Consider the following 18,752-nt stretch of genomic DNA (forward strand, 5'->3'; position numbering starts at 1 on the left):
GACAAGCCCCCTCGCCACACATTTGATTATCGGGAACTGACTCAGCCCGCCATCGCCAACCGGTTACGCCCCTCGCGCTTGGCCACATACAGCGCACTGTCGGCTCGTCGCAACAGGCTCTCGGCAGACTCGCCGGGCAGCAGGGTCGAGCAACCCAGGCTGACCGTCAGTTCGATAGTCTTGCCTTCGGCCACATAGTCCTGAGCTTGCGCAGCAAACCGCAGTCGTTCGCCGACCATGGCCGCGGCTTCCCGGCTGGTGTTGGACAGCAGGATCATGAATTCTTCGCCTCCAAACCGGAACACCATGTCCACGTTACGCAACTGGCTTTTGATCGAAGCTGCGACGGCCTTGAGCACTTCATCGCCGGCGCTGTGCCCGTAGGTGTCGTTGATCTGTTTGAAGTGATCGATGTCCAGCATCAGCAGCGACAGGGGCTGTGAGTGTCGGCGCGACATCTCGATTTCCCGTTGCAGCGTCTGATCCATCGCGATGCGATTGCCCGTGTCGGTCAGCGGGTCGCGCAAGGCGCTTTGGGTGGCGGCACGGTAGAGCAGGGCATTGCGCATCGGATAGAGAAGCGCTGATAACAGCGACTCCAGATGGCCTTGCTCTTCATCGCTGAAACGCTGATTGCGACGGAACACCAGTTCACCCAATTGCTCGCCTTCATGACTGAGGCTGTAGCTGATCGAATGATGACCTCGCTGGCCGAACTGCAGGCGCAAGTCGCTGGGCTGATGCTCATAATTCAAGGCATCCAGCGGCACAAGGCGCTGAATTTCACGGAAGAAAAGTCCGAGAATGCGTTGCGGCTCAAGACTGGTTTGCAGTTGCAGGCCCAGCGCCTGACGCAACTGCGCAAGACTGACGGGCCGCTCCAGGAGGGGAGGCTGCTGACCAAAGCCCAGGCGTTGCAATTTGGCGCTGTCGAAGTCAATTGCGTTGGTCTGGGAAGGTGATTTCATATGGCGTGAGCCCCTAAACAGTAAGACTGTCTTACAGGCTGGGTGAGAGCGGCTTTGGGCTGCGCGTCATACTGGTCCATCAGTCCCGTAGGACATTTGGCACGAGTTTAGTCCGCTTTGCCGAAGATTAGTAACCTCTCGACTCAAGCTCTGCCCCGTCTGCTTTCACACGGCGTTGTCTGAGCAAAATTAGAGCGAAAGTCGTGCCATTCGGTTCAGTCGGCTAAAAAGCGTTCTAAATCAACAAGGTTTGGGAGGTTGCGAAGGATGGTGTCGGGGATGTTGGCATTTATTTGACTTGAAACAGCAGCAGTTATCACCGGCTTTGCGTGCCGCGACGGAAAGTCGTCGCGGCACAAAAGCGACGCACGGGCATTACTGAGCGTCGAACGCCTGACCGTTGATGCCGGTACTGTCCGGCCCCATCAAGTAAAGGTAGACCGGCATGATCTCCTCGGGTGTCGGGTTGTTCAGCGGATTTTCCCCAGGGTAGGCCTGAGCGCGCATGCTGGTACGGGTGGCGCCGGGGTTGATGCTGTTGGAGCGCACGGGGGCGACGGTGTCTACTTCGTCGGCCAGGGTTTGCATCAGGCCTTCGGTCGCGAACTTGGACACGCCGTAAGCGCCCCAATACGCACGACCCTTGCGACCGACGCTGCTGGAGGTGAACACCACCGAGGCGTCCTGCGACAGCTTGAGCAGCGGCAGCAGGGTGCTGGTCAGCATGAACATGGCGTTGACGTTGACCTGCATGACGCGCATGAAGTTCTCGCCGGACAACTGCTCGATCGGTGTGCGTGGACCGATGATCGACGCGTTATGCAGCAAACCGTCGAGGTGGCCGAATTCGGTTTCGATCATGGCCGCCAGTTCATCGTATTGGTGGGGCAGGGCGGTTTCCAGGTTGAACGGGATCACTACCGGTTGTGGATGCCCGGCCGCTTCGATTTCGTCGTAGACCTGAGTCAGGTTGGCTTCGGTCTTGCCCAACAGCAATACGGTGGCGCCATGCGCGGCGTAGGTTTTCGCAGCGGCAGCACCGATGCCTCGGCCAGCGCCGGTGACCAGGATGACCCGGTCCTTGAGCAATTCAGGACGGGCGGAATAATCAAACATAAAAAACCTCACAACAATTCAACGTAGGCATGCATCGCATCTGTGGCAAGAGCGCTTATTGTGGCGAGGGGGCTTGCCCCCGTTGGGTCGCAAAGCGGCCCTCCATTCGCTACCTTCAGCCAGACCGTGTTCTCTGGATTTACGACTGCTTCGCAGCCGAACGGGGGCAAGCCCCCTCGCCACAAATGCTTCCTGTTGTCAGTCAGATCAGCAACTGCACAAAGCGCTATCCAGCACCTGACGCAACTCCAGCGGATGATCGACCACCACATCCGCGCCCCAATGCCGCGGGTTATCGTCCGGGTGAATATAGCCATAGGTCACGGCGGCTGTCTTGGTGCCGGCATCGCGGCCGGACTCGATATCGCGCAGGTCGTCGCCGACGAACAGCACGCTGGCCGGATCGAGGTCGAGCATCTTGCACGCCAGGATCAACGGCTCCGGGTCCGGTTTGCTGTTCTTCACGTGATCCGGGCAGATCAGCAGCGCCGAACGCTCGGCCAGCCCCAATTGCTGCATGATCGGCTCGGCGAAGCGCAGCGGTTTGTTGGTGACCACGCCCCAGATCAGGTTGGCCTTCTCGATGTCGGCCAGCAATTCGCCCATGCCGTCGAAAAGCTTGCTGTGCACCGCGCAACCTTTGACATAGCGCTCCAGAAACTCCAGGCGCAGCGCCTCGAAGCCCGGCGATTCCGGGTCCATCGAGAAAGTCACCGCGACCATCGCCCTGGCGCCGCCGGAGATCTCGTCACGGATGTGCTTGTCGTTCATCGGCGGCAAACCACGGTCAGTACGCATCGCCTGGCAGATGGCGATGAAGTCCGGCGCGGTGTCGAGCAGAGTGCCGTCCATGTCGAAAAGAACTGCTCTGATACGCATCGGCTTACTCCTCGCGCAGGGTCTGGATCATGTAGTTGACGTCGACATCGGCTGCCAGTTTGTAGTGCTTGGTCAGCGGGTTGTAGGTCAGGCCGATGATGTCCTTGACGGTCAGGCCGGCCATGCGGCTCCAGGCGCCGAGCTCGGAAGGGCGGATGAATTTCTTGAAGTCATGAGTGCCACGCGGCAGCAGCTTCATGATGTATTCGGCGCCGACGATGGCGAACAGATAGGCCTTCGGGTTGCGGTTGATGGTGGAGAAGAACACCTGGCCGCCAGGTTTGACCATGCGGAAGCAGGCGCGGATCACCGAGGACGGATCCGGCACGTGTTCGAGCATTTCCAGGCAGGTGACCACGTCGAATTGCTCGGGCATTTCTTCAGCCAGCGCTTCGGCGGTGATTTGCCGGTACTCGACATTCACGCCGGATTCCAGCTGATGCAATTGCGCGACCGCCAGCGGCGCTTCGCCCATGTCGATGCCCATGACGGTGGCGCCGCGTTGAGCCATGGCTTCGCTGAGGATGCCGCCGCCACAACCGACGTCGAGGACTTTCTTGCCGGCCAGATTGACGCGCTCGTCGATCCAGTTGACCCGCAGCGGGTTGATGTCGTGCAGCGGTTTGAACTCGCTTTCGCGGTCCCACCAGCGATGGGCCAGGGCTTCGAACTTGGCGATTTCGGCGTGGTCGACGTTGCTCATGGTGTCAGTCCTCTAAAACTTGAAAAATTCTGTTGCCCCGGTTTTGGTCCAGGGTGCTTATGATTCGGTGTGGCCGCTGATGCGCTGGCCCCAGGCCTTGGCGGTGGCGCACAGTTGCGCTTCATCCAGGCGGGTCAGGCGGCGGTCGTCAAGCAGTTGCTTGCCGGCGACCCAAAGGTGTTTCACGCAGTCGCGGCCAGTGGCATATATAAGTTGCGAAACCGGGTCGTAGACCGGTTGCTGCGCCAGGCCCGACAGGTCGAACGCGACGATGTCCGCCGCCTTGCCGACTTCCAGCGAACCGGTTTGCGCTTCGATCCCCAGCGCACGGGCGCCATTGAGCGTGGCCATGCGCAGGGCGCGATGGGCGTCCAGCGCGGTGGCCGAGCCGGCGACAGCCTTGGCCAGCAAAGCGGCGGTGCGGGTTTCACCGAGCAGGTCCAGGTCATTATTACTGGCCGCGCCATCGGTGCCGACCGCCACATTCACCCCGGCCAGCCACAAGCGCTCGACCGGGCAGAAGCCACTGGCCAGCTTCAGGTTCGACTCGGGGCAATGAATCACATTGGTGTTACTTTCTACCAGCAGCGCCAGGTCTTCATCGCTGATTTGGGTCATGTGAACGGCCTGGAAGCGCGGCCCGAGTAGGCCCAGGCGGCCGAGGCGGGCCAGCGGGCGTTCGCCGCGCTGTTCCACCGACTGCTGCACTTCGAAGGCGGTTTCGTGGACATGCATGTGAATCGAGGCGTCCAGCTCTTCGGCGATCACCCGGATTTTTTCCAGGTTTTCGTCGCCCACGGTGTACGGGGCATGGGGGCCGAAGGTGACTTTGATCCGTTCGTGATGCTTGAGATCGCCGAATAATTCGACGCCCTGACGAATGGCTTCATCCGCGGTGCTGGCGCCTGGAATCGGGAAATCGAGGATCGGAATGGCGATCTGGGCGCGAATGCCGCTGTTATGTACGCGTTCGCTGGCGACCTTCGGGAAGAAATACATGTCAGAGAAGCAGGTGATGCCACCTTTGATCTGCTCGGCGATGGCCAGGTCCGTGCCGTCGCGTACGAAAGCCTCGTCGACCCATTTGGCTTCGGCCGGCCAGATGTGTTTTTCCAGCCAGGTCATCAGCGGCAGATCGTCGGCCAGGCCGCGGAACAGCGTCATTGCCGCGTGCCCGTGGGCATTGATCAGGCCGGGGCTGAGCAGCATGCCCGGCAATTCGCGCACTTCGCTTGCGTTAAGCTTCAAGGCTGCTGCGCGTGGGCCGATAAACACGATACGACCGTCGCGGATACCCAAGGCATGCTCTTTAAGGACCACGCCAGCCGGTTCGACGGGTACCAGCCAGGTCGGCAGCAATAATAGGTCGAGCGCAGCGGTGGGGGTCGGCATCGAGAGTCGGTTCCAGTGCTTTTGTAAAGGATGGCGAAGTATACCCGAGCGTCTTCGCGGGGGGATCGCTATAATCGGCGGCTTTTGTTCATGAGTGCGGGGTGTGGGATGCGCGATCGACTGTTGGCTGCGGAGAAGGTGAAGGCCATCGATTGGCGTGATGGCGCACTGTACCTGCTGGATCAGCGTATTTTGCCGTTCGAGGAAACCTGGATCGCCTACACCAGCGCTGCGGGTGTGGCCGAAGCCATTCGCTCGATGGTGGTGCGCGGTGCGCCGGCTATTGGCATCAGTGCGGCCTATGGCGTGGTGCTGGCGGCCCGTACCCGTTTTGCCGAAGGGGGCGACTGGCAAGCGGCGCTGGAAGAGGATTTTGCGCTGCTGGCTGACTCCCGTCCGACCGCGGTCAATCTGTTCTGGGCCTTGGGTCGCATGCGTGAGCGGCTTGAGCGCCTGAAGGAGCACGCCGATCCGCTGTCGGTGCTGGAAGCCGAAGCCATCGCCATCCACGAAAGTGATCGCGAAGCCAACCTGACCATGGCCCAGTTGGGCGTCGACCTGATCCGCAAACATCAAGGCAACGCCCAGGCGATCCTCACGCATTGCAACACCGGTGCACTGGCCACCGGTGGTTTCGGCACGGCGCTGGGGGTGATTCGCGGGGCGTTCATCGAAGGCATGGTCGAGCGCGTCTACGCCGACGAAACCCGGCCATGGTTGCAAGGTTCGCGATTGACTGCATGGGAATTGGCCAATGAAGGCATTCCCGTGACCCTCAATGTCGACTCCGCTGCCGCGCACATCATGAAAACCAAGGGTGTGACCTGGGTGATCGTCGGCGCCGACCGGATTACCGCCAATGGCGATGTGGCGAACAAGATCGGTACCTACCAGTTAGCGGTCAACGCCATGCACCACGGCGTGCGCTTCATGGTGGTGGCGCCGAGTTCGACCATCGACATGAACCTGGCCAGTGGCGACGAGATTCCTATCGAGGAGCGTGATGGCCGCGAGTTGCTGGAAGTTGGCGGCAAGCGGGTGGGGGCGGATGTGGAAGCGTTCAACCCGGTGTTCGACGTGACCCCGGCCGACCTGATCGATGCGATCGTCACCGAAAAAGGCATCGTCGAGCGCCCGGACACCGCGAAAATGGCCCAGTTGATGTGCCGCAAGCGTCTGCATTAAATCATTCAGGCAGTACGAAATCGGTGTTTACAAGTGAAAAATACGGTTGAATGCCGGTTGATCACGCCTCTAAGCCCCTCTCGTCTCCTTCAAGCCTGTCACCGGTCAACTAACTATGCTCCATGCGCATCTGGGGGATAGGTGCGTGGCGGCTCTTGTGATAACATCCGGCGGTTTCCAGGGTAGCCTGATGTGGCTGCCTTTACTGCGCAGATCCATGGCATAACTCGTTGATTTGTCGTAAGTCGGTGCATGGCACTCAGTCTGCATCGGCGAGCTTCGTTCGTCCCATATGGATGTGACGAAGTTTCACCAGAAAAAGGAATCAGGCTTCTCATGGGCGAACTGGCCAAAGAAATCCTCCCGGTCAATATCGAAGACGAGCTGAAGCAGTCCTACCTCGACTACGCGATGAGCGTAATTGTCGGGCGGGCACTGCCGGATGCGCGCGATGGCTTGAAGCCCGTGCACCGGCGTGTGCTGTTCGCGATGAGCGAGCTGGGCAACGACTTCAACAAGCCGTACAAGAAATCTGCCCGTGTTGTCGGTGACGTGATCGGTAAGTATCACCCGCACGGTGATACCGCGGTGTACGACACCATCGTTCGGATGGCGCAGCCATTCTCGCTGCGTTACCTGCTGGTGGACGGCCAGGGCAACTTCGGTTCGGTGGACGGCGACAACGCCGCGGCCATGCGATACACCGAAGTGCGCATGACCAAACTGGCGCACGAGCTGCTGGCCGACCTGCATAAAGAAACCGTGGACTGGGTGCCGAACTACGACGGCACCGAAATGATCCCCGCGGTCATGCCGACCAAGATCCCCAACCTGCTGGTCAACGGCTCCAGCGGTATCGCCGTGGGCATGGCGACCAACATTCCGCCGCACAACCTCGGTGAAGTCATCGACGGTTGCCTGGCACTCATCGACAATCCGGAGCTGACTGTCGATGAGTTGATGCAATACATCCCCGGTCCGGACTTCCCGACTGCCGCGATCATCAACGGTCGCGCCGGCATCATCGAAGCCTACCGCACCGGTCGCGGGCGCATTTACATGCGTGCCCGCTCGATCATCGAAGACATCGACAAGGTCGGTGGCCGTCAGCAGATCGTCATCACCGAACTCCCTTACCAGCTGAACAAGGCCCGTCTGATCGAGAAGATCGCCGAGCTGGTCAAAGAGAAGAAGCTCGAAGGCATCACCGAGCTGCGCGACGAGTCCGACAAGGACGGTATGCGCGTCGTGATCGAGCTGCGTCGCGGCGAAGTGCCTGAGGTGATCCTCAACAACCTCTACGCCCAGACTCAGCTGCAAAGCGTGTTCGGCATCAACATCGTCGCGCTGATCGACGGTCGTCCGCGGATCCTCAACCTCAAGGATCTGCTGGAAGCCTTCGTTCGTCACCGTCGCGAAGTCGTGACCCGTCGTACCGTGTTCGAGCTGCGTAAAGCGCGCGAACGTGGCCACATCCTGGAAGGTCAGGCGGTTGCCCTGTCGAACATCGACCCGGTCATCGCCCTGATCAAGGCTTCGCCGACCCCGTCGGAAGCCAAGGAAGCGCTGATCAGCACGCCTTGGGAATCCTCCGCCGTGGTCGCGATGGTCGAACGTGCCGGTGCCGATTCGTGCCGTCCGGAAAACCTCGATCCGCAATACGGTCTGCGCGATGGCAAGTACTTCCTGTCACCGGAACAGGCGCAAGCCATTCTGGAACTGCGTCTGCACCGCCTGACCGGTCTGGAACACGAGAAGCTGCTGGCCGAGTATCAAGAGATCCTCAACCAGATCGGCGAGCTGATCCGCATCCTCAACAGCGCCACGCGCCTGATGGAAGTGATCCGCGAAGAGCTGGAAGTGATCCGCGCCGAATACGGCGACGTGCGTCGCACCGAGATTCTCGATGCCCGTCTCGACCTGACCCTGGGTGACATGATCCCGGAAGAAGAGCGCGTCGTGACCATTTCCCACGGTGGCTACGCCAAGACCCAGCCGCTGGCGGCGTACCAGGCTCAGCGTCGTGGTGGTAAAGGTAAATCGGCTACCGGCGTGAAGGATGAGGACTACATCGCTCACCTGCTGGTCGCCAACAGCCACACCACGCTGCTGCTGTTCTCCAGCAAAGGCAAAGTGTACTGGCTGAAAACCTATGAAATTCCGGAAGCGTCCCGCGCTGCCCGTGGTCGTCCGCTGGTCAACCTGCTGCCGCTGGACAGTGATGAATACATCACCACCATGCTGCCGGTCGAGGAATACACCGAAGGTCACTTCATCTTCATGGCCACTGCCAAAGGCACCGTGAAGAAGACCCCGCTGGAGTCCTTCAGTCGTCAACGCAGCGTCGGTCTGATCGCGCTGGAGCTGGATGAAGGCGACGTGCTGATCTCTGCGGCCATTACCGATGGCGATCGCGAAGTCATGCTGTTCTCCGATGGCGGCAAGGTGACTCGCTTCAAGGAAACCGACGTTCGCGCCATGGGCCGTACCGCTCGTGGTGTCCGCGGCATGCGTCTGCCGGAAGGCCAGAAGCTGATTTCCATGCTGATCCCGGAAGAAGGCAGCCAGATCCTTACCGCTTCGGCGCGTGGTTTCGGCAAGCGCACCGCGATCACCGAGTTCCCTGAGTACAAGCGTGGCGGTCAGGGTGTTATCGCGATGGTCAGCAACGAGCGTAACGGCCGTCTGGTCGGCGCGGTCCAGGTGCTTGATGGCGAGGAAATCATGCTGATTTCCGACCAGGGTACATTGGTTCGTACTCGCGTCGACGAAGTGTCCAGCCTGGGTCGTAACACCCAGGGCGTGACCCTGATCAAGCTGGCCAGCGATGAAACGCTGGTGGGCCTGGAGCGGGTTCAGGAACCGTCGGAAGTCGAAGGCGAAGAGCTGGAAGGCGAAGGGCTTGAAGGTGAAGAGGGTGCAGTGTTCGACGGTGAAGTCGTGATCGACGATGTTGCCGACGACCAGCAGCTCGACGCCGCCGCCGACGAAGAGCCGCAGGAGTAAGCGGGCAAGCAGGGGGCGGATGAAGATTCGCCCCCTTGTTGTTTGTCCTCAGGGAACTGTGGAATTGTTTTTAATGTAGGAGCTGTCGAGCGAAGCGAGGCTGCGATCTCTTGATCTGGCTCTTGCTTTCGCTCAGCACTAAAAGATCGCAGCCTCGCTCTGCTCGACAGCTCCTACAGATTTATTGCGTGATACCACCAAATCAGAGCGAGATTGGATGTGAGCAAGAGAGCCTATAACTTCTGTGCCGGTCCTGCGGCGCTTCCCGAAGCTGTCCTGAAGCGCGCCCAGGCTGAACTCCTTGATTGGCACGGCAAGGGCCTGTCGGTCATGGAAATGAGCCATCGCAGCGATGAGTTCGTGTCCATTGCCACCAAGGCCGAGCAGGATCTGCGTGATCTGCTGAATATCCCCTCGAACTATAAAGTGCTGTTTCTGCAAGGTGGCGCGAGCCAGCAATTTGCTCAGATTCCGCTGAACCTGTTGCCGGAAAACGGCACCGCCGACTATATCGACACCGGTATCTGGTCGCAGAAAGCGATCGAAGAAGCCTCGCGCTACGGCCACGTCAACGTTGCCGCGACCGCCAAGCCTTACGACTATTTCGCTGTGCCTGGTCAGAACGAATGGAACCTGTCGAAAGATGCGGCCTACGTTCACTACGCGCCGAACGAAACCATTGGCGGCCTGGAATTCCAGTGGATCCCGGAAACCGGTGATGTGCCGCTGGTCGCCGACATGTCCTCGGACATTCTTTCGCGCCCGGTGGATGTCTCGCGTTTCGGCATGATCTACGCCGGCGCCCAGAAAAACATCGGCCCGAGCGGCATCGTCGTGAACATCGTTCGCGAAGACCTGCTGGGCAACGCCCGTTCCATCTGCCCGACCATGCTCAACTACAAGGTCGCGGCCGACAACGGCTCGATGTACAACACGCCGCCGACCCTGGCCTGGTACTTGTCCGGTCTGGTGTTCGAGTGGCTGAAAGAGCAGGGCGGCGTCGAAGCCATCGGCAAGCTCAATGAAGTGAAGCAGCGCACGCTGTACGACTTCATCGACGCCAGCGGCTTGTACAGCAACCCGATCAACAAGCCTGACCGCTCGTGGATGAACGTGCCGTTCCGTCTGGCCGACGATCGTCTCGACAAGCCGTTCCTGGCCGGTGCCGACGAACGTGGCCTGCTGAACCTCAAGGGTCACCGTTCCGTGGGCGGCATGCGTGCCTCCATCTATAACGCCGTCGATATCGTTGCGGTCAACGCACTGGTTTCGTACATGGCAGAGTTCGAGAAGGAACACGGCTAATGTCTGAGCAAGAACTCAAGGCACTGCGCCTGCGCATTGATGCTCTGGACGAAAAGGTCCTGGAACTGATCAGTGAGCGCGCACGCTGCGCCCAGGAAGTTGCGCGAGTAAAGATGGCCTCGCTGGCCGAAGGCGAAGTGCCGGTGTTCTATCGTCCTGAGCGCGAAGCTCAGGTGCTCAAGCGCGTGATGGAGCGTAACCAGGGGCCGCTGGGTAACGAAGAGATGGCGCGGCTGTTCCGCGAAATCATGTCCTCGTGCCTGGCCCTTGAGCAGCCGCTGAAAGTGGCTTACCTCGGCCCTGAAGGTACCTTTACTCAGGCTGCGGCCATGAAGCACTTCGGTCACGCGGTGATCAGCAAGCCAATGGCGGCGATCGACGAAGTGTTCCGTGAAGTGGCGGCCGGTGCGGTGAACTTTGGCGTGGTCCCGGTGGAAAACTCCACCGAAGGCGCGGTCAACCACACCCTCGACAGCTTCCTCGAACACGACATGGTGATCTGTGGCGAAGTCGAGCTGCGCATTCACCATCACCTGTTGGTTGGCGAAAACACCAAGACCGACAGCATCAGCCGCATCTATTCCCATGCCCAATCCCTGGCCCAGTGCCGCAAGTGGCTGGACGCCCATTACCCGAATGTCGAGCGCGTGGCGGTGTCCAGCAACGCCGAAGCGGCCAAGCGGGTCAAGGGTGAGTGGAACTCGGCGGCGATTGCCGGCGACATGGCTGCCGGCCTCTACGGGTTGACCCGTCTGGCCGAGAAAATCGAGGATCGCCCGGACAACTCCACGCGATTCCTGATGATCGGCAACCAGGAAGTGCCGCCGACCGGCGACGACAAGACCTCGATCATTGTTTCCATGAGCAACAAACCCGGCGCGCTCCACGAATTGCTGGTGCCGTTCCACGACAATGGCATCGATCTGACACGGATCGAGACCCGTCCGTCGCGCAGCGGTAAATGGACCTACGTGTTCTTCATCGACTTCGTCGGCCATCACCGCGACCCGCTGGTCAAAGGTGTGCTGGAAAAGATCAGTCAGGAAGCGGTGGCACTCAAAGTGCTGGGTTCCTACCCGAAAGCAGTTCTCTAAGGGCGGTAGCAAATGAGTGGCAACTTCCTCGCTCTGGCACAGCCGGGCGTGCAACAACTTTCGCCTTACGTTCCGGGCAAGCCTGTGGACGAACTGGCCCGTGAGCTGAACCTCGATCCGGCCAGCATCGTCAAGCTGGCGAGTAACGAAAACCCGCTGGGCGCCAGTCCCAAGGCGCTGGCGGCGATTCGCGAAGCGCTGGCCGAGCTGACCCGCTATCCGGACGGCAATGGTTTTGCGCTCAAAACCCTGTTGGCCGACCAGTGCCGCGTCGAGCTGAACCAAGTGACGCTGGGCAACGGCTCCAACGACATTCTGGAGCTGGTGGCGCGTGCCTATCTGGCACCGGGCCTGAACGCGGTGTTCAGCGAGCATGCGTTTGCGGTCTATCCGATCGTGACCCAGGCCGTTGGCGCCCAGGCAAAAGTGATCCCGGCCAAAGATTGGGGTCATGATCTGCCGGCCATGCTGGCCGCGATCGATGCCGACACCCGCGTGGTGTTCATCGCCAACCCGAACAACCCGACCGGGACCTGGTTCGACGCCGAGGCGCTGGATGAATTCCTGCAGGACGTTCCGGCCCATGTACTGGTGGTGCTGGACGAGGCCTACATCGAGTACGCCGAAGGCAGCGACTTGCCGGATGGCCTGGACTATCTGGCGGCCTATCCGAACCTGCTGGTCTCGCGCACCTTCTCCAAGGCCTATGGCCTGGCGTCGCTGCGGGTCGGCTACGGTTTGTCCTCGGCCATCGTCGCCGATGTGCTCAATCGCGTGCGTCAGCCGTTCAACGTCAACAGCCTCGCACTGGCCGCCGCTTGTGCTGCGCTGCAAGACGTCGAGTACCTGGCTGAAAGCCGTCGCCTCAACCAGTCCGGCATGCAGCAGCTAGAGGCAGGTTTCCGTGAGTTGGGGCTGAGCTGGATTCCATCCAAAGGCAACTTCATCTGTGTCGATCTGGGTCGCGTTGCTGCCCCGGTGTTCCAGGGGTTGCTGCGCGAAGGCGTGATCGTGCGTCCGGTGGCCAACTACGGCATGCCGAATCACCTGCGCATCACCATCGGTTTGCCAGCGGAAAACAGCCGCTTCCTCGAGGCGCTGACCAAGGTTATGGCTCGTGGTTGATGTCACTGCACTGCAATCTGCTGAACCTATGATCGGTCGCCTGGTGGTGGTCGGTCTGGGGTTGATCGGCGGTTCGTTTGCCAAAGGCCTGCGTGAAAGCGGTCTGTGTCGCGAAGTGGTCGGGGTCGATCTCGACCCGCAGTCGCGCAAGCTGGCGGTCGAGTTGGGTGTGGTGGATCGCTGCGAAGAAGACCTGGTGGTGGCTTGCCAGGGCGCGGACGTGATTCAGTTGGCGGTGCCGATCCTGGCCATGGAGAAACTGCTCGCGCTGTTGGCGGGCATGGATCTGGGGCTGGCGATTCTGACTGACGTCGGCAGTGCCAAGGGCAATGTGGTGCGTGCGGCGACCGAGGCGTTTGGCGGCATGCCGGCGCGTTTCGTGCCGGGGCATCCGATTGCCGGTTCCGAGCAGAGCGGGGTGGAGGCCTCCAATGCCGACCTGTTCCGTCGCCATAAAGTGATTCTGACGCCGCTGGATCAGACCGATCCGGCCGCGCTGGCAGTGGTCGATCGGTTGTGGCGCGAATTGGGCGCCGACGTCGAGCACATGCAAGTCGAGCGTCATGACGAAGTGTTGGCGGCAACCAGCCATTTGCCGCACTTGCTGGCGTTCGGTTTGGTCGATTCATTGGCCAAACGCAATGAAAATCTTGAGATCTTCCGTTACGCTGCGGGCGGTTTCCGCGATTTCACAAGAATCGCCGGTAGCGACCCGGTCATGTGGCACGACATCTTCCTCGCCAACCGCGAAGCTGTCCTGCGCACACTCGATACATTTCGCAGCGACCTCGACGCCTTGCGCGACGCGGTCGATGCAGGGGATGGGCACCAATTGTTGGGCGTGTTCACTCGCGCCCGGGTTGCCCGCGAGCATTTCAGTAAAATCCTGGCCCGCCGGGCCTATGTGGACGCTATGAATTCCAACGATCTGATTTTCCTGGCACAACCTGGTGGCCGCCTGACTGGGCGGATTCGTGTACCGGGCGACAAATCGATTTCCCACCGCTCGATCATGCTCGGTTCCCTGGCTGAAGGCGTCACCGAAGTGGAAGGTTTCCTCGAGGGCGAAGACGCCCTGGCGACCCTGCAAGCTTTCCGCGACATGGGTGTCGTCATCGAAGGTCCGCACCATGGTCGTGTGACCATTCACGGCGTCGGCCTGCATGGCCTGAAGCCTGCGCCAGGCCCGATCTATCTGGGTAACTCCGGCACTTCGATGCGTCTGCTGTCTGGCCTGTTGGCTGCGCAGAACTTCGACAGCACCTTGACCGGCGACGCTTCGTTGTCCAAGCGTCCGATGAATCGCGTGGCCAATCCGCTGCGTGAAATGGGCGCCGTGATCGAGACCGCCGCTGACGGTCGTCCACCGATGACCATTCGTGGCGGCAACAAGCTCAAGGGCCTGACTTACACCATGCCGATGGCCAGTGCCCAGGTTAAATCCTGCCTGCTGCTGGCGGGTCTGTATGCCGAAGGCAAGACCACGGTCACCGAGCCGGCACCGACTCGCGACCACACCGAACGCATGCTGCGTGGCTTCGGCTACCCGGTGACCGTTAACGGGGCGACGGCCTCGGTCGAGTCCGGCCACAATCTGACCGCGACCCACATTGAGGTGCCGGGCGATATCTCGTCGTCGGCGTTCTTCCTGGTGGCGGCGTCGATTGCCGAAGGTTCGGAGTTGGTGCTCGAACACGTCGGTATCAATCCGACCCGTACCGGCGTAATCGACATCCTGCGTCTGATGGGCGCTGACATCACTCTGGAAAACCAGCGTGAAGTCGGTGGCGAGCCGGTAGCCGACCTGCGCGTACGGGCAGCTAAACTCAAAGGTATCGAGATTCCCGAAGCGCTGGTTCCACTGGCTATCGACGAGTTTCCGGTGCTGTTCGTGGCGGCTGCATGTGCCGAAGGTCGCACTGTGCTGCGTGGTGCCGAAGAGTTGCGCGTGAAGGAATCGGACCGGATCCAGGTCATGGCGGACGGTCTGCTGGCGCTGGGCGTCAAGTGCGAGCCCACTCCGGACGGCCTCATCATCGACGGCGGCCAGATCGGCGGCGGCGAAGTGCACGGTCACGGCGATCACCGGATTGCCATGGCCTTCAGCGTGGCTTCACTGCGCGCCACTGCGCCGATCCGCATCCATGATTGCGCCAACGTCGCGACCTCGTTCCCGAACTTCCTCGCGCTGTGCGCGCAGGTCGGTATCCGTGTTGCACAAGAGGCTCAGTCGTGATCAGCATTGCACCGGTCATCACTATTGATGGGCCAAGCGGCTCTGGCAAAGGTACTGTCGCCGGGATTCTGGCCAAGCGCCTGGGCTGGAACCTGCTGGATTCCGGTGCACTTTATCGATTGCTGGCTTTCGCCGCGCATAACCATGGCGTCGACCTGACCAATGAGGAATTGCTCAAGAAGCTCGCCGCTCATCTGGATGTGCAGTTCATTGCGGCGACCGACGGTCAGTTGCAGCGCATTATTCTGGAAGGCGATGAAGTCAGCGATGTGATCCGTACCGAGAGTGTCGGCTCGGGTGCCTCGCAGGTCGCCGCCTTGCCTGCGGTTCGCGAGGCGTTGCTGCAGCGTCAGCGGGCTTTTCAGGAGGCGCCGGGTCTGGTGGCCGATGGTCGCGACATGGGTACGGTGGTATTTCCCGGCGCGCCCTTGAAGATTTTCCTCACTGCCAGTGCCGAAGAGCGTGCGCGCCGACGTTACTTGCAGTTGAAGGGCAAAGTCGATGGTGTTAGTCTGTCGAGTCTGCTAGATGAGATACGTGCGCGCGATGAGCGTGACACCCAGCGAGCGGTAGCCCCGCTCAAACCGGCGGCTGACGCCATACAGCTGGATTCCACGGAATTATCCATCGATCAGGTGCTGGAACGCATCATGAGCGAGATCGCCATTCGCGATATCGCCGGGTGACCAAGAGGGCCGCAGGGGACCAGTCATAGTCCTGCGGAGCTTCTTTTAAATGAAACTAACCCACATCGTCTGGGATGTGGAGATGGGCGTATTCTTCGCCCTTATCAACAGGAATTAAAATGAGCGAAAGCTTTGCGGAACTCTTTGAAGAAAGCCTAAAAACCCTGAACCTTCAGGCAGGCTCCATCATCACCGGTGTTATCGTTGATATCGATTACCAAGCTCGCTGGGTAACCGTTCACGCTGGCCTGAAGTCTGAAGCACTCATCCCGCTTGAGCAGTTCTACAACGACGCTGGCGAACTGAACATCAACGTCGGTGACGAAGTTCACGTTGCTCTGGACTCGGTTGAAGACGGCTTTGGTGAAACCAAGCTGTCCCGTGAAAAAGCCAAGCGCGCTGAATGCTGGATTGTTCTGGAAGCAGCCTTCGCAGCCGAAGAAGTGGTCAAGGGCGTTATCAACGGTAAGGTTAAAGGCGGCTTCACTGTCGACGTTAACGGCATCCGTGCGTTCCTGCCAGGTTCTCTGGTTGACGTCCGTCCAGTGCGCGACACCACGCACCTGGAAGGCAAAGAGCTGGAATTCAAGGTCATCAAACTCGACCAGAAACGCAACAACGTTGTCGTTTCCCGTCGCAGCGTCCTCGAAGCCGAGAACTCCGCCGAGCGTGAAGCTCTGCTGGAATCCCTGCAGGAAGGCCAACAAGTCAAAGGTATCGTCAAGAACCTCACCGATTACGGCGCATTCGTCGATCTGGGTGGCGTCGATGGCCTGCTGCACATTACCGACATGGCTTGGAAGCGTATCAAGCATCCTTCCGAAATCGTCAACGTTGGCGACGAGATCGATGTCAAGGTTCTGAAGTACGATCGCGAGCGCAATCGTGTTTCCCTGGGCCTCAAGCAACTGGGCGAAGATCCATGGGTTGCTATCAAAGCCCGTTACCCAGAAAGCACTCGCGTTACCGCTCGTGTAACCAACCTGACCGACTACGGCTGCTTCGCTGAGCTGGAAGAAGGCGTTGAAGGTCTGGTACACGTTTCCGAAATGGACTGGACCAACAAGAACATCCACCCTTCGAAAGTCGTACAAGTCGGCGACGAAGTGGAAGTTATGGTTCTGGACATCGACGAAGAGCGTCGTCGTATCTCCCTCGGCATCAAGCAGTGCAAATCTAACCCATGGGAAGATTTCTCTGGCCAGTTCAACAAGGGCGATAAGATCTCCGGCACCATCAAGTCGATCACCGATTTCGGTATCTTCATTGGTCTGGACGGCGGCATCGACGGTCTGGTTCACCTGTCCGACATCTCCTGGAACGAAGTGGGCGAAGAAGCCGTACGCCGCTTCAAGAAAGGCGACGAGCTGGACACCGTTATCCTGTCGGTTGACCCAGAGCGTGAGCGCATCTCCCTGGGTATCAAGCAACTGGAAAGCGATCCGTTCTCCGAGTACGTTCAAGAGAACGACAAAGGCGCCATCGTTAAAGGCATCGTGAAGGAAGTTGACGCTAAAGGCGCCATCATCACTCTGGCCGACGATATCGAAGCGACTCTGAAAGCCTCCGAAATCAGCCGTGACCGCGTTGAAGACGCGCGCAACGTTCTGAAAGAAGGCCAGGAAGTAGAAGCCAAGATCATCAGCGTTGATCGCAAGAGCCGCGTAATCCAGCTCTCCATCAAGTCGAAAGATGATGCTGAAGAGAAAGAAGCAATCCAGAGCTTGAAAGACAAGCCTGCTGCTGACATCGCTGCTGGTCCTACCACTCTGGGCGACCTGTTGCGTGCACAAATGGAAAAACAGAACTGAGTTCTGTCAGACCATAGAAAAAGGGCGACTTCGGTCGCCCTTTTTTGTGTCTGCGATTTGGTGAATCCCAAGCGTGCTGACGCTGCAATATTTCTTTCGTGAAACCAATGATCTACATAAGTTGTCTGTAACTTCATACAGGTCAATCGTCTATTCAAGGCTAGGCTTAGTCTGAAGTGAACGACCGCCGGGTTGCGCATCCGGCATAAGGAAGTGAATGAACAAGCTCATTGTCGTGATAGCAGTAATGACATTGGCAGGTTGTACCACCAGCGCCAAGACTCATGTGGTGCGCGGCGTCAGTGGTATAGAGGTCGATTGTTCGGGATTGGGCTCAGGATGGGAGAGGTGTCACAAGCGAGCGGCCAAGGAGTGTAAAGGGGCAGGTTATAAAGTCATTGTGAGGTCTGATGACGCCAAGGAGGAAGATATATTCCCTTTCGGTTTCAATCCCGCGGGCTATCTGACACGCACCATGCTGGTTATCTGCAGGTGAGTGTGTGGGTTCAATCAGAGTTCCGGTGCCTTGAAATTGGGCATCTCGCTGCTAGGAACAATATGTCAACACTCGGGCTGTTCAAATTACTCGGGGCATGCTAAAACCTTTGAAGCGCTGATCTAGCTGCTTGAAAAAGAAGGGAAAAATATGACGAAGTCGGAGTTGATCGAACGAATTGTCACCCATCAAGGGCTACTCTCATCCAAAGATGTAGAGCTGGCCATCAAGACCATGCTTGAGCAAATGTCCCAATGTCTGGCCACTGGTGATCGAATCGAGATCCGTGGTTTTGGCAGCTTTTCACTGCACTATCGCGCGCCGCGCGTGGGGCGTAATCCAAAAACAGGTCAGTCCGTCAGCCTCGACGGCAAGTTTGTTCCGCATTTCAAGCCAGGCAAGGAACTGCGCGATCGTGTGAACGAAGATGAGGAGGAAGGGCTTTGACGGCTTCCGCACTTCAAGGAGCCGCTGATGCGTAACCTCAAGCGCGTACTCCTCGCTGTATTTGTCCTGTTGCTCGTTCTGGTGATCCTGGCGTTCGTTCTTGAGAACCAGCAACGCGTGTCCCTGCTGTTCTTCGGTTGGGCGGGCCCACAGTTACCTGTGTCGTTGATCATGGTGATTGCGCTGCTGGTCGGCATGATAATAGGACCGATTCTGGGGTGGTTTCTGGGGCGTGCGTCCAGAGCCTCACGCAAGCGTCTTGTCTGATGTGACAATCCCGTCGTGCGAGTTGGGTTGACGTCA

At 59.3% G+C, this 18,752-nt stretch carries 16 protein-coding genes; 11 read left to right on the forward strand and 5 right to left on the reverse strand.

Annotated features, from left to right (window positions below; all coding sequences use genetic code 11):
- Positions 1–41: 41 nt before the first annotated feature.
- From LOY36_RS07775 to LOY36_RS07795, 5 genes are all read right to left on the reverse strand, one after another.
- Complete coding sequence (locus LOY36_RS07775; RefSeq protein ID WP_019650489.1) at positions 42–968, reverse strand: GGDEF domain-containing protein; 927 nt, start codon at positions 966–968, stop codon at positions 42–44.
- A 375-nt stretch (positions 969–1,343) separates the two neighbouring features.
- On the reverse strand, positions 1,344–2,084 hold the full coding sequence (locus LOY36_RS07780) for a YciK family oxidoreductase (protein WP_007939907.1): 741 nt from the start codon (positions 2,082–2,084) through the stop codon (positions 1,344–1,346).
- Positions 2,085–2,291: 207 nt separating this feature from the next.
- Positions 2,292–2,963 (reverse strand): N-acetylmuramic acid 6-phosphate phosphatase MupP, encoded by a 672-nt coding sequence (mupP, locus tag LOY36_RS07785; RefSeq protein WP_258672852.1) that lies wholly within the window; start codon positions 2,961–2,963, stop codon positions 2,292–2,294.
- Positions 2,964–2,967: 4 nt separating this feature from the next.
- A complete protein-coding gene (gene ubiG, locus LOY36_RS07790; RefSeq protein WP_019650491.1) occupies positions 2,968–3,666 on the reverse strand; it encodes a bifunctional 2-polyprenyl-6-hydroxyphenol methylase/3-demethylubiquinol 3-O-methyltransferase UbiG in 699 nt (232 codons plus the stop codon).
- 57 nt (positions 3,667–3,723) lie between these two features.
- Positions 3,724–5,058 (reverse strand): TRZ/ATZ family hydrolase, encoded by a 1,335-nt coding sequence (locus LOY36_RS07795; RefSeq protein ID WP_258672853.1) that lies wholly within the window; start codon positions 5,056–5,058, stop codon positions 3,724–3,726.
- Positions 5,059–5,166: 108 nt separating this feature from the next.
- Between LOY36_RS07795 and mtnA the strand changes: the two genes are divergently transcribed.
- The 11 genes from mtnA to LOY36_RS07850 all read left to right on the forward strand — a co-directional run bounded on the left by mtnA (position 5,167) and on the right by LOY36_RS07850 (position 18,716).
- Entirely contained in the window at positions 5,167–6,243 is a 1,077-nt protein-coding gene (gene mtnA / locus LOY36_RS07800) for an S-methyl-5-thioribose-1-phosphate isomerase (RefSeq protein WP_258672854.1), read from the forward strand.
- Between the two features lie 336 nt (positions 6,244–6,579).
- On the forward strand, positions 6,580–9,249 hold the full coding sequence (gene gyrA / locus LOY36_RS07805) for a DNA gyrase subunit A (protein ID WP_258672855.1): 2,670 nt from the start codon (positions 6,580–6,582) through the stop codon (positions 9,247–9,249).
- A 219-nt stretch (positions 9,250–9,468) separates the two neighbouring features.
- Positions 9,469–10,554, forward strand: coding sequence for a 3-phosphoserine/phosphohydroxythreonine transaminase (gene serC, locus LOY36_RS07810; protein ID WP_019650495.1), 1,086 nt, complete (start codon positions 9,469–9,471; stop codon positions 10,552–10,554).
- Positions 10,554–11,648, forward strand: coding sequence for a prephenate dehydratase (gene pheA / locus LOY36_RS07815; protein ID WP_007939916.1), 1,095 nt, complete (start codon positions 10,554–10,556; stop codon positions 11,646–11,648). The genes serC and pheA overlap by 1 nt, the downstream gene beginning before the upstream one ends.
- A 12-nt stretch (positions 11,649–11,660) precedes the next feature.
- The gene (hisC, locus tag LOY36_RS07820; protein ID WP_230174513.1) at positions 11,661–12,773 is read left to right on the forward strand and encodes a histidinol-phosphate transaminase; all 1,113 of its coding nucleotides are present in this window, start codon (positions 11,661–11,663) and stop codon (positions 12,771–12,773) included.
- Between the two features lie 28 nt (positions 12,774–12,801).
- Positions 12,802–15,009, forward strand: a complete 2,208-nt coding sequence (locus tag LOY36_RS07825) for a bifunctional prephenate dehydrogenase/3-phosphoshikimate 1-carboxyvinyltransferase (RefSeq protein ID WP_258674150.1) — start codon at positions 12,802–12,804, stop codon at positions 15,007–15,009.
- On the forward strand, positions 15,006–15,695 hold the full coding sequence (gene cmk, locus LOY36_RS07830; protein ID WP_258672856.1) for a (d)CMP kinase: 690 nt from the start codon (positions 15,006–15,008) through the stop codon (positions 15,693–15,695). The genes LOY36_RS07825 and cmk overlap by 4 nt, the downstream gene beginning before the upstream one ends.
- A 119-nt stretch (positions 15,696–15,814) precedes the next feature.
- Complete coding sequence (gene rpsA / locus LOY36_RS07835; protein ID WP_018929851.1) at positions 15,815–17,506, forward strand: 30S ribosomal protein S1; 1,692 nt, start codon at positions 15,815–15,817, stop codon at positions 17,504–17,506.
- Positions 17,507–17,723: 217 nt separating this feature from the next.
- On the forward strand, positions 17,724–18,002 hold the full coding sequence (locus tag LOY36_RS07840; protein WP_019650498.1) for a hypothetical protein: 279 nt from the start codon (positions 17,724–17,726) through the stop codon (positions 18,000–18,002).
- Between the two features lie 150 nt (positions 18,003–18,152).
- Positions 18,153–18,449 (forward strand): integration host factor subunit beta, encoded by a 297-nt coding sequence (gene ihfB, locus LOY36_RS07845; RefSeq protein WP_003369729.1) that lies wholly within the window; start codon positions 18,153–18,155, stop codon positions 18,447–18,449.
- 27 nt (positions 18,450–18,476) lie between these two features.
- The gene (locus LOY36_RS07850) at positions 18,477–18,716 is read left to right on the forward strand and encodes a LapA family protein (protein WP_019650499.1); all 240 of its coding nucleotides are present in this window, start codon (positions 18,477–18,479) and stop codon (positions 18,714–18,716) included.
- Positions 18,717–18,752: the final 36 nt, after the last annotated feature.

The organism is Pseudomonas sp. B21-019, assembly GCF_024749225.1.
Taxonomy (GTDB): Bacteria; Pseudomonadota; Gammaproteobacteria; order Pseudomonadales; family Pseudomonadaceae; genus Aquipseudomonas.

What these genes read in the sequence shown, in the direction of transcription:
- hisC (WP_230174513.1), top strand. Translation starts at nt 11,661, where the DNA reads ATGAGTGGCAACTTCCTCGCTCTGGCACAGCCGGGCGTGCAACAACTT.
- LOY36_RS07840 (WP_019650498.1), top strand. Translation starts at nt 17,724, where the DNA reads ATGAACAAGCTCATTGTCGTGATAGCAGTAATGACATTGGCAGGTTGT.
- mtnA (WP_258672854.1), top strand. Translation starts at nt 5,167, where the DNA reads ATGCGCGATCGACTGTTGGCTGCGGAGAAGGTGAAGGCCATCGATTGG.
- pheA (WP_007939916.1), top strand. Translation starts at nt 10,554, where the DNA reads ATGTCTGAGCAAGAACTCAAGGCACTGCGCCTGCGCATTGATGCTCTG.
- gyrA (WP_258672855.1), top strand. Translation starts at nt 6,580, where the DNA reads ATGGGCGAACTGGCCAAAGAAATCCTCCCGGTCAATATCGAAGACGAG.
- LOY36_RS07795 (WP_258672853.1), bottom strand. Translation starts at nt 5,058, where the DNA reads ATGCCGACCCCCACCGCTGCGCTCGACCTATTATTGCTGCCGACCTGG.
- LOY36_RS07825 (WP_258674150.1), top strand. Translation starts at nt 12,802, where the DNA reads ATGATCGGTCGCCTGGTGGTGGTCGGTCTGGGGTTGATCGGCGGTTCG.
- LOY36_RS07780 (WP_007939907.1), bottom strand. Translation starts at nt 2,084, where the DNA reads ATGTTTGATTATTCCGCCCGTCCTGAATTGCTCAAGGACCGGGTCATC.
- LOY36_RS07850 (WP_019650499.1), top strand. Translation starts at nt 18,477, where the DNA reads ATGCGTAACCTCAAGCGCGTACTCCTCGCTGTATTTGTCCTGTTGCTC.
- rpsA (WP_018929851.1), top strand. Translation starts at nt 15,815, where the DNA reads ATGAGCGAAAGCTTTGCGGAACTCTTTGAAGAAAGCCTAAAAACCCTG.
- ubiG (WP_019650491.1), bottom strand. Translation starts at nt 3,666, where the DNA reads ATGAGCAACGTCGACCACGCCGAAATCGCCAAGTTCGAAGCCCTGGCC.
- ihfB (WP_003369729.1), top strand. Translation starts at nt 18,153, where the DNA reads ATGACGAAGTCGGAGTTGATCGAACGAATTGTCACCCATCAAGGGCTA.
- LOY36_RS07775 (WP_019650489.1), bottom strand. Translation starts at nt 968, where the DNA reads ATGAAATCACCTTCCCAGACCAACGCAATTGACTTCGACAGCGCCAAA.
- mupP (WP_258672852.1), bottom strand. Translation starts at nt 2,963, where the DNA reads ATGCGTATCAGAGCAGTTCTTTTCGACATGGACGGCACTCTGCTCGAC.